Here is a 9,771-nt window from a genome sequence, read left to right as displayed (position 1 = left end):
GGGCTCGTCTCCCGGGCGGGCACGTCTCGTCCCGGCCGCGCCGTGCGGCCAGGCACGGCCCTCTTCGCGCCGCGCGCCTCGGCTCGCGCGAGTCGTCCACACCGTCCACGGCGTGCGCCGCAGGTCAGGACCCGTTCACCAGCGGGCGGCGTCGCGGACCGCCGCCCGGCCCTCCTCGACGGCGCGACGCAGCAGTCCGGCGGCCGCGCTCTGACGCCGCGAAGCGCTCTGCGTGTCCCCGTCCGTGCTCGGGGTTCCGGTGACCGGTGTGCCGGTGGACTGCGCGGTCCGCTTGCGGCGGGCCAGCGGGCCCGGAAGCATGCCCGTGATCATGCCGCCCCGCGCCGAGCGTGGTGAACGGGTCGCCCCGGAGTCCTTCGATGTACCGCCCGGGAGCTGATCCGCGGAGCGCACCAGATCCGGATCGGCGTCCACCCCGGGGCTCGTCCGGGAGGACGGCGCGGCGTCGTCCTCACGGGACCGCGCTGCGGTAAGACTGTCGGATGGCTCGACGGGCGAGCCCTCGAAAGCCGCGGACCCGGCAGTCGCGTTCCCGGCGCGTGCCGGCTGGGGCACGTTGTGGGGGGCCGCGGCCGACGTCGTCGGCTCGGGTGCGGCGTCGTCGCGGACCGCGGGCTGCTCCGGCAACAGGTCGTCGGGGGCCGCGTTCTTCGAGCGTCTGCCCAGGAACCGGCGCCGGGTCTTCTCCACACGGCCGGCCACCTGGAACTCGCCGAGCAGCGGGTACTCCCACGTGCCGGGGGCCTCGTGCTCCTCGGTCGCGAGCTCGCGCAACACCATGGGTTGCGAGGGCCGGTCGGGGTCCCCCGCGAGCACCTTGTGCACCTGGCGCTGCTGCAGTTGGACCAGGCCCGTGAGCAGGAGGGCGTCGTCCACGCCCAGCTGGCGGGCGCGATCGGTGAAACCCAGCCGGTAGATCATGGCGGATTCCCCGGTGTGCACGAACCACAGGTACCCCAGGGCGGTCTCCGTCCCATCCTCGAGGTGCTCGGTGGCCACGAGAAACACGGAGTTCTCCCCCACGGCGCGTAACAGTTCACGGATGTACTCACTGCGCAGACCCACGTTGGACAGATCGCGGTCCGAGGCGCGCACCCGGCGCACCCGCACGCCGGAATCACGCAGCCCGGCGCGGCAGCGCTGCAGCGTGTCGTCCGACAACCGCTTGGACAGCTCACCCTCGGTCTCGCCCAGTCGCACCACGAGGTGACGCGGTCCGGCCTCCCCCTTGCGGGGCTTGTCCGCGCGGCGGTAGCCCGCGCCGGTGAGCAGCTCGGTGAGTTCGGGGGTGGCGTCGGTGTCCGGGCTCACCCGTAACACGGCGGCCTCGTGTGCCGTGCGGGCGTGGTCCTGCAACGCGGCCAGGACCTCCGTGAGGTGGCGCGGATTCTTGACGTGCAGGGACCGGGCGTCCACCACCGTGTGCAGGTCCTCCCGCAGGATCACCAACTGGCTGTAGCCCACGGTCTGCTGACCCCGATCCACGGCCACGCGTTCGACCCTGGCGTCCTGCGCGGTCAGGGCCTCGGCGTCACCGATGCCCCACAGCAATTCGGGGTGTCCGCCCGTGACACGGACCCGGGCGTCCCAGGTCTTCCGATTTCCGCAGGGGGTCACGCTCAGCGCCACGGGGTTTCCTCTCCTCAGGCCCACAACGCGTTCCAGCATAGCCGGGCACATACCGCGCGCGTGCCCTCCCCGACCGGGGTGAACACGCGCGCGGTGTGTAGAGAGTGTCGGGGATCAGCCCTGGTTGCGCTCGTACTTCTCCCACTTCTTGGCCAGGTGCTCGGCCTCGACCATGCGCACCGTGCCCGAACGCGAACGCATCACGATGGACTGGGTGGTGATGGTGCGCCCGCGGTAGCGCACACCGCGCAGCAGGTCGCCGTCGGTGATGCCCGTGGCGGCGAAGAAGCAGTTGTCGGACGTCACGAGCTCGTCCGTGGTGAGGATCCGATCCACGTCGAGTCCTGCGGCGGCGGCCTTCTCCCGCTCGGCGTCGTCCGTGGGGGCCAGCCGGCCCTGGATCACACCGCCGGTGGCCTTGACGGCGCACGCGGTCACGATGCCCTCGGGCGTGCCGCCGATGCCCATCATGATGTCCACGCCGGTGCCCTCACGGCACGCGGCGATCGCCCCGGCGACGTCCCCGTCGAGGATCATGCGGGTGCGGGCACCGGTCGCGCGGATCTCGTCCACGAGGCCCTGGTGGCGGGGGCGGTCCAGGACGCACACGGTGACCTGGTTGGCCTTGACACCCTTGGCCTTGGCCACGAGGTGCACGTTCTGCTTGACGGGCAGGCGCAGGTCCACGAGATCGGCGGCCTCGGGGCCCACCACGAGCTTGTCCATGTAGAACACCGCGGAGGGGTCGAACATGGAGCCGCCGTCCGCCACGGCGATCACGGCTAGCGCGTTGTTCATGCCGAGAGCGGTGAGCCGGGTGCCGTCGATGGGGTCCACGGCGACGTCCGAAGCCGGGCCCTTGCCGTCGCCCACCTGTTCGCCGTTGAACAGCATGGGGGCCTCGTCCTTCTCGCCCTCACCGATCACCACGGTGCCGTTGAAGTCCACGGTGGAGAGGAACGAACGCATGGCGTCCACGGCCGCGCCGTCCGCGCTGTTCTTGTCACCGGCGCCCACCCAGTGGCCACCCGCGATCGCGGCGGCCTCCGTGACCCGCACCAGTTCCAAGGCCAAATTCCGGTCCGCCACATTGCCCGCTCTGCTCTGCTGGGTCGCTTCTGCCACGTTGTTCCTCACATTCGAGTTTCGGGTCGCCCCGGTGGCCGCCTGCCGGGCCCCGGCGGCACCACCATGACACGTACGTCCAGCATATCCTCGGGTTCCCAGGATTGGGCCGGTCCCCGGGAGCACGGCACAATGGGTCCGTGAGTTCTTCCGCTTCCGGTCCCGGTGCCGGGTCCTCCCCCGATCCCCGCGACGCGCACGCCGCGCCCGCCTCCGCCGCGGCCGACGACGCCGCCACCCCGGACGCGGGTCAGGCGCCGGTCCCGCAGCTCACCCGCAAGCAGGCCTCGCGGATCAACGCACCCATCCGCGGCATGGTCATCTCCATGCTCGTGCTCATCCTCCTGTTGTTGCCGTTTTTGTGGTTGCAGCCCAAGCCCGATGCCCAGCCCTACCGAGCACATGTGGACGTGAGCGAGGAGGCGCGCTTTGCGGGTGACCAGGCCCCGTTCACCCCCGCGGCCCCGGCGTTGGGGGACGGGTGGAGCGCCAACTACGCGCGCTGGGAGGCGCAGTCCCAGGACGGCGTCCCCCTGTGGAACGTGGGTTTCCTCTCCCCCGGTTACCACCTGGTGGACATGGCGCAGACCGCCCGGTCCAATCCCACGTGGCTCGCGCAGCGCACCCAGCTGATCCCGCCCACGGACGAGCGCACGGTCAATGGGATCACATGGCAGATCCATCACCGTGACGCGTCGGGCAAGCAGGACGAGTTCACCGCGTGGGTCGGTGAGCTCAAGGACTCCACGGTGGTGCTCAGCGGCCAGGCCCCGAGCGCCGAGTTCGAGCACGTCGCGGGGGCCGTGTCCGGGCAGTGACGCCGGGCAGCGGGACCGGGCGCAGCGACGCCGTCGAACCGAGGTCCCGGAACCGGGGCTAGTCTAGGACCCGAGCGAGCCGACCCGGCCCAGCCATCGTGCCTTCGAGATTTGGAGATCAGCGTGAGCACTCAGCCGTCTGCCGTGGAGAACACACCCCGCACCCCGTTGGGGGCCTGGCGGAAACTGCGGGAGGGCAACGCCCGGTTCATCTCGGGTGACACCCTGCACCCCCACCAGGACGCCCAGCGCCGCAAGGACCTCGCGCAGTCCCAGAAGCCGTTCGCGGTGATCTTCGGGTGCTCCGACTCCCGCCTGGCCGCGGAGATCATCTTCGATCTCGGGCTCGGCGACGCCTTCGTGATCCGCACCGCGGGCCAGGTGATCGACAACGCCGTCCTGGGCACGCTCGAGTACGCGATCGAGGTCCTCGGCACGCCGCTGATCATGGTGCTCGGCCACGACTCGTGCGGCGCCGTGACCGCGACCAAGGCCTCCGTGGAATCCGGGGAACTGCCCCGCGGTTTCCAGCGGGACCTCGTGGAGCGCATCACGCCGTCGGTGCTCGAGGCCCGGAGGCAGGGCCACACGGACCTACAGGACATGGTCGTGGAGCACACCAAGCAGACCGCGGCGCGCATGCTCGACCAGTCCGCGGCGATCTCCGGCGCGGTCTCCCGGGGCGAAGCCGCCGTGGTCGGCGTGTTCTACCACCTCTCGGACGGCCAGGCGGACCTCGTCTACAGCAACGACCCGGCGTTCCGGGACGCGTGAGTCCCCCTCCCGGATCTCACCTCCCATGCCCTGCTGAATGACGACGACGCCGCGCGCTCCCGGGCACACGGCGTCGTCGTCCTCCGCACCGCGGTAGTACGGCGACCGCGAAGGCTGAGGACGGGGCCGTGGGCCTAAACTGTGGGCCATGGCAGAAAACACCGAGTACCGCATCGAACACGACACCATGGGTGAGGTCCGCGTCCCCAAGAACGCGCTCTACCGAGCCCAGACCCAGCGCGCCGTGGAGAACTTCCCGATCTCCGGCACCACCCTGGAACGCGAGCACATCAAGGCGCTCGCGCAGGTGAAGAAGGCCGCCGCCACGGCCAACGAGGAACTGGGTGTCCTCGACGCCCAGCGCGCCCAGGCCATCCGCGACGCCGCGGACGCCGTGGCCTCTGGCCAGTACGACGAGCACTTCCCGATCGACGTCTTCCAGACCGGCTCGGGGACCTCCTCCAACATGAACACCAACGAGGTGCTCGCGACCCTGGCCACGCGCTCCCTCGAGTCCGAGGGCGTGGAGGTCCACCCCAACGACCACGTCAACGCGTCCCAGTCCTCCAACGACGTGTTCCCCACCTCGGTGCACGTGGCCGTGACCAACGCGCTGATCAACGACCTCAAGCCGGCCATGGACGTGCTCGCGATCTCCCTGGAGAAGAAGGCCTCGGAGTTCAAGGACGTCGTGAAGTCCGGGCGCACGCACCTCATGGACGCGACCCCCGTGACCCTGGGTCAGGAGTTCGGCGGCTGGGCCGCCCAGGTGCGCTACGGCATCGAGCGCATCGACGCGTCCCTGCCGCGCGTGGCCGAGGTGCCGCTGGGCGGCACGGCCGTGGGTACCGGGATCAACACCCCGGACGGCTTCTCCGCGCGTGTGATCGAGCTGCTCTCCGAGGAGACCGGTCTGCCCCTCACGGAGGCCCGCAACCACTTCGAGGCGCAGGCCAACCGCGACGGGCTGGTGGAGGCCTCAGGACAGTTGCGCAACATCGCGTACTCGTACATGAAGATCATGAACGACATCCGCTGGATGGGTTCAGGGCCGAACACGGGCCTGGGCGAGCTGCACATCCCCGACCTGCAGCCGGGATCCTCGATCATGCCGGGCAAGGTCAACCCCGTGATCTGCGAAGCAACCATCCAGGTGGCCGCCCAGGTGATCGGCAACGACACCACCGTGGCGCTGTCCTCCACCAACGGCGCATTCGAGCTGAACGTGGGCATCCCCGTGATGGCCGCGAACCTGCTCGAGTCCATCCGTCTGCTCGCCAACTCCTCCCGCGTGGCCGCGGAGAAGATGGTGGACGGGCTGCAGGCCAACGAGGATCGCTGCCGCTTCCTGGCCGAGGCCTCCCCCTCGATCGTGACCCCGCTGAACAAGGCCATCGGCTACGAAGCCGCCGCGAAGATCGCCAAGCACGCCGTGGCCAACAAGGTCACCGTGCGCGAGGCCACCATCGAGCTCGGCTACGTGGACGGCGAGAAGCTCACCGAGGAGCAGCTGGACAAGGCCCTGGACGTCACCACGATGACCGGCAAGCACTGATCCGCTCGTCCCGTATGGCGCTCACCGGCCCCCGGTGAGCGCCCCGGGAAACAGGGGCGTGCTCGCGGCACCCCGTCAACGGCAGAACTCGGCCACCCGTTCACCGGGTGGCCGAGTTCTTCGTCGCGGCGGGGACCTCCTGACCGCCGAGCGGTCGGGGAGGTCCTACGGAAGGTCACGCCTTCCGGGGTGAGGAGGCCGCGCACCGGGAGACCCCGGTGGCGCCGGCCACGGCGCAGGAACGCTGCGCCCGTGCCACGGTTCGAGCACCCGCACCCGGGTGTTCCCCCACCGCCCCGCTGATGCGCGACATAGCCCGAGGCGCTCCCGCGTTCCCGCGGCCGCTCAGATGCACGTGGAACTGCGGCGCCGTGGTCCCCGCATGGGACACGGTGGGCTCACGATCGGACGGGGTAAGTGTGCGAATGCTCACGGGCTCCATCATGTCATGTACGGGGCGATCGCGCGGCGGCGCGGGACCGAGCGGCCGCGGGGCCCTCGTGGGACGCCGCACGCACCGGTGTTCCGTTGCCCACAGATCTCTTTGACCGCAAGGATCCGGGACTACCCTGGGTGGCAGAGACATTCGTGATGCCAGCCCGGGTGCTCCCGCGGCGGGCCGTTCCCCCGAGGAGACAGTGTGAAACTTGCAGAGCAGATCGTCCAGCAGCTAGTGGAAGCAGGTGTGGAACGGATCTACGGCGTGGTGGGCGATAGCCTGAACCCCATCGTGGACGCCGTGCGCCGCACCGGCGGCTCCGCCAAGGGTGGGATCGACTGGGTGCACGTGCGCCACGAGGAGGCCGGTGCGTTCGCAGCGAGCGCTGAGGCTCAGCTGACCGGCAAGCTCGCCGTGTGCGCGGGCTCCTGCGGGCCGGGCAACCTGCACCTGATCAACGGGCTCTACGACGCCAACCGCTCCGGTGCGCCCGTACTGGCCATAGCCTCCCACATCCCCTCGCAGTACATCGGCTCCGAGTACTTCCAGGAGACCCACCCGGACCGGATCTTCACCGAGTGCTCCGTGTACTCGGAGCTGGTGAGCACCCCGCAGCAGTGCCCCGCCGTGGTGAGCTCCGCGATCCAGTTCGCCGTCACCAGCCCGGGCGTCTCCGTGGTCACGCTGCCGGGCGATCTCGCGGACTCGGACGCCGCCGTGGAAGCCCGCCCGTTCGCCGTGCCGGCACCGAGCGCCGTGGTCCCCTCGGACGAGACGGTCGAGCGCATGGCCCAGGCCCTGAACTCGGCCAAGAAGGTCGCGATCTTCGCGGGCATCGGCGTGGCCGGCGCCCACGACGAGGTGATTGCCCTCGCAGACACCTTGAAGGCGCCCGTGGGCCACTCGCTGCGCGGCAAGGACCAGATCCAGTACGACAACCCGTTCGACGTGGGCATGACCGGGCTGCTGGGCTACGGCGCCGCGGCGGAGGGGCTGCACGACGCGGACGTGATGGTCATGCTCGGCACGGACTTCCCGTACGACCAGTTCCTCCCGGACGTCACCACCATCCAGGTGGACACCGATCCCACCGTGATCGGGCGCCGGACCGGCGTGGACATCCCCGTGCACGGTGACGTGAAATCCACGATCCTCAAGCTGCTACCCGAGCTCACGGTCAAGTCCGACCGCTCGTTCCTGGACAAGACCCTGGCCAAGCACGACAAGCTCATGAACAAGGCCGTGGGTGCGTACACCCGCAAGGTCGAGAAGATCACGCCTATCCACCCCGAGTACGCCGCGTCCATCCTGGACCAGGTGGCCGCCGAGGACGCCGTGTTCACCGCGGACACCGGTATGTGCAACGTGTGGAGCGCCCGCTACATCAACCCGCTCGGCACTCGTCGCATCCTGGGCTCCTACCTGCACGGGTCCATGGCCAACGCCCTGCCGCAGGCGATCGGCGCGCAGCTGGCCCATCCGGGACGCCAGGTCATCTCGATGTCGGGCGACGGCGGGCTCTCCATGCTCATGGGCGAGCTGCTGACGCTGGCGACCTACAATCTGCCCGTGACCGTGGTGGTGTTCAACAACTCCACGCTGGGCATGGTCAAGCTGGAGATGCTCGTGGACGGGCTACCGGATTTCGGCGTGGACGTACCCCAGGCGAACTACGCGCAGATCGCAACCGCCATGGGCATGCAGGGCATCCGGGTGGAGAAGCCCAAGGACCTCGAGTCCGCGTTCACCACCGCACTCGCCCACCAGGGCCCGTCCGTGGTGGAGGTCATCACCGACCCCAACGCCCTGTCCATCCCCCCGGAGATCAAGAAGGACCAGGTCTTCGGCTTCGCCACAGCGATGTCCCGCATCGTGCTCAACCGCGGCGTCGGTGAGGCCGTCTCCATGGCCCGCTCCAACCTGCGCAACATCCCGCGCGGCTGACCGGCGCGGCGGTCCCGCGCAACTGACCCACGCTCCGAGCCGGATGCCTGACCCGCTCTTCGGCCCGGGCGACGACGCCGCTCGGCCCGTGCGTCCCGAAGGCCCCGGGGACCCCTGGTTACCCGGGGCCTTCGCCATATCCGGGTCGCGAACCACCAGGGTGGTGTGAATCACACGCGACGGATATGCTCACATCTGAGAGTGAAGCACTTCACTTTTGTGCCCCTTTTCTCCCACGGATCGTCCGGCACGTGCCTGCCGGGAAAGAGGATCGCCATGTCGAGCGTGCAGTACGAACACGTCACCTGTCATTACCCGGGCGCCGAACGCCCCTCCGTCAGCGATCTCAGTCTGAAAATCGCCGACGGGGAGTTCCTGGTCCTCGTGGGACCCTCGGGCTGCGGCAAGTCCACAACCCTGCGCATGCTCGCGGGCCTCGAGGACGTCAGTGACGGCGCCATCCGGATCGGGGGTGAGGACGTCACCCACGTGGCCTCCCGCGACCGGGACATCGCCATGGTGTTCCAGAACTACGCGCTCTACCCGCACATGAGCGTGCGGGACAACATGGGATTCGCCCTGAAGATTGCCAAGGTTCCCGAGTCCGAGCGCAACCAGCGCATCGAGGAGGCGGCCAGGATCCTGGACCTCACCGACTACCTGGAACGCAAACCCAAGGCCCTGTCCGGTGGCCAGCGGCAACGCGTGGCCATGGGCCGTGCGATCGTGCGCTCGCCCCAGGTGTTCCTGATGGACGAGCCGCTGTCCAACCTGGACGCCAAGCTGCGTGTCCAGACCCGCACCCAGATCGCGTCCCTGACCCGCCGGCTGGGCGTGACCACGGTGTACGTGACCCACGACCAGACCGAGGCCATGACCATGGGTGACCGGGTCGCGGTGCTCAAGGACGGCCGCCTCATGCAGGTCGACACCCCGCGGGAACTCTACGACCGCCCGGCCAACGAGTTCGTCGCCGGGTTCATCGGCTCGCCCGCCATGAACCTGTTCCGCACCACCGTGAGCCCCCAGCACACCGTGGAACTCGGAACGCTGTCCTGGCAGTTGAGTCCGGCCGCGCGGGAGGCGCTCACGGGTCCCGAGGTCACCGTGGGGGTGCGCCCCGAGGACCTCGTGATCTCCTCCGAGGGTCACGGACTGGCCGTGGTCGCGGACGTCGTCGAGGAGCTCGGCGCGGACGCGTACGTATACGGTCACCTGGACCAGCGCACCGCCCAGCACGTGACCCCCGTGGCCACGTCCCACGGCGAGGACGAGGACACCGTTCCTAACACCGGCCTGAACACCGAGGCGGATGCGAGCCCACTCGTGATCCGCGTGGACGGTCGGCAGCCACCGCGCGTGGAGACCACCGTGTGGGTGGCCCCCGATCCCGAGCGCGCCCACCTGTTCGACACCACCACGGGCCTGCGACTGCCCGACTGATCCCACGCCGCGGGCTCCGCTCA

7 protein-coding genes are annotated in these 9,771 nt (G+C 69.6%); 5 read left to right on the top strand and 2 right to left on the bottom strand.

Features of this window, described 5'->3' with window-relative positions; translation table 11 throughout:
• Window positions 1-135 precede the first annotated feature (135 nt).
• On the bottom strand, window positions 136-1,689 hold the full coding sequence (locus B3I25_RS03920; RefSeq protein WP_286737863.1) for a hypothetical protein: 1,554 nt from the start codon (window positions 1,687-1,689) through the stop codon (window positions 136-138).
• A gap of 75 nt (window positions 1,690-1,764) precedes the next feature.
• On the bottom strand, window positions 1,765-2,775 hold the full coding sequence (gene glpX, locus B3I25_RS03915; protein ID WP_064846181.1) for a class II fructose-bisphosphatase: 1,011 nt from the start codon (window positions 2,773-2,775) through the stop codon (window positions 1,765-1,767).
• A 140-nt stretch (window positions 2,776-2,915) separates the two neighbouring features.
• Here glpX and B3I25_RS03910 point away from each other — a divergent pair, with 140 nt between their 5' ends.
• From B3I25_RS03910 to B3I25_RS03890, 5 genes are all read left to right on the top strand, one after another.
• Complete coding sequence (locus B3I25_RS03910; protein WP_064846180.1) at window positions 2,916-3,593, top strand: DUF4245 domain-containing protein; 678 nt, start codon at window positions 2,916-2,918, stop codon at window positions 3,591-3,593.
• 123 nt (window positions 3,594-3,716) lie between these two features.
• Entirely contained in the window at window positions 3,717-4,367 is a 651-nt protein-coding gene (locus B3I25_RS03905) for a carbonic anhydrase (protein ID WP_082943280.1), read from the top strand.
• Between the two features lie 148 nt (window positions 4,368-4,515).
• On the top strand, window positions 4,516-5,922 hold the full coding sequence (locus B3I25_RS03900) for a class II fumarate hydratase (protein ID WP_064846178.1): 1,407 nt from the start codon (window positions 4,516-4,518) through the stop codon (window positions 5,920-5,922).
• Window positions 5,923-6,562: 640 nt separating this feature from the next.
• The gene (locus B3I25_RS03895) at window positions 6,563-8,305 is read left to right on the top strand and encodes a pyruvate dehydrogenase (protein ID WP_131333293.1); all 1,743 of its coding nucleotides are present in this window, start codon (window positions 6,563-6,565) and stop codon (window positions 8,303-8,305) included.
• A gap of 276 nt (window positions 8,306-8,581) precedes the next feature.
• A complete protein-coding gene (locus B3I25_RS03890) occupies window positions 8,582-9,748 on the top strand; it encodes an ABC transporter ATP-binding protein (RefSeq protein WP_286737859.1) in 1,167 nt (388 codons plus the stop codon).
• Window positions 9,749-9,771 lie beyond the last annotated feature (23 nt).

Origin of the sequence: Kocuria sp. UBA1838, from assembly GCF_002338785.1 — a bacterium.
In the GTDB taxonomy this organism is placed as follows: Bacteria; Actinomycetota; Actinomycetes; order Actinomycetales; family Micrococcaceae; genus Kocuria; species Kocuria marina.
Note: the sequence above shows the minus strand (reverse complement) of the source record. Positions and strands in the feature narration are given on the sequence as shown.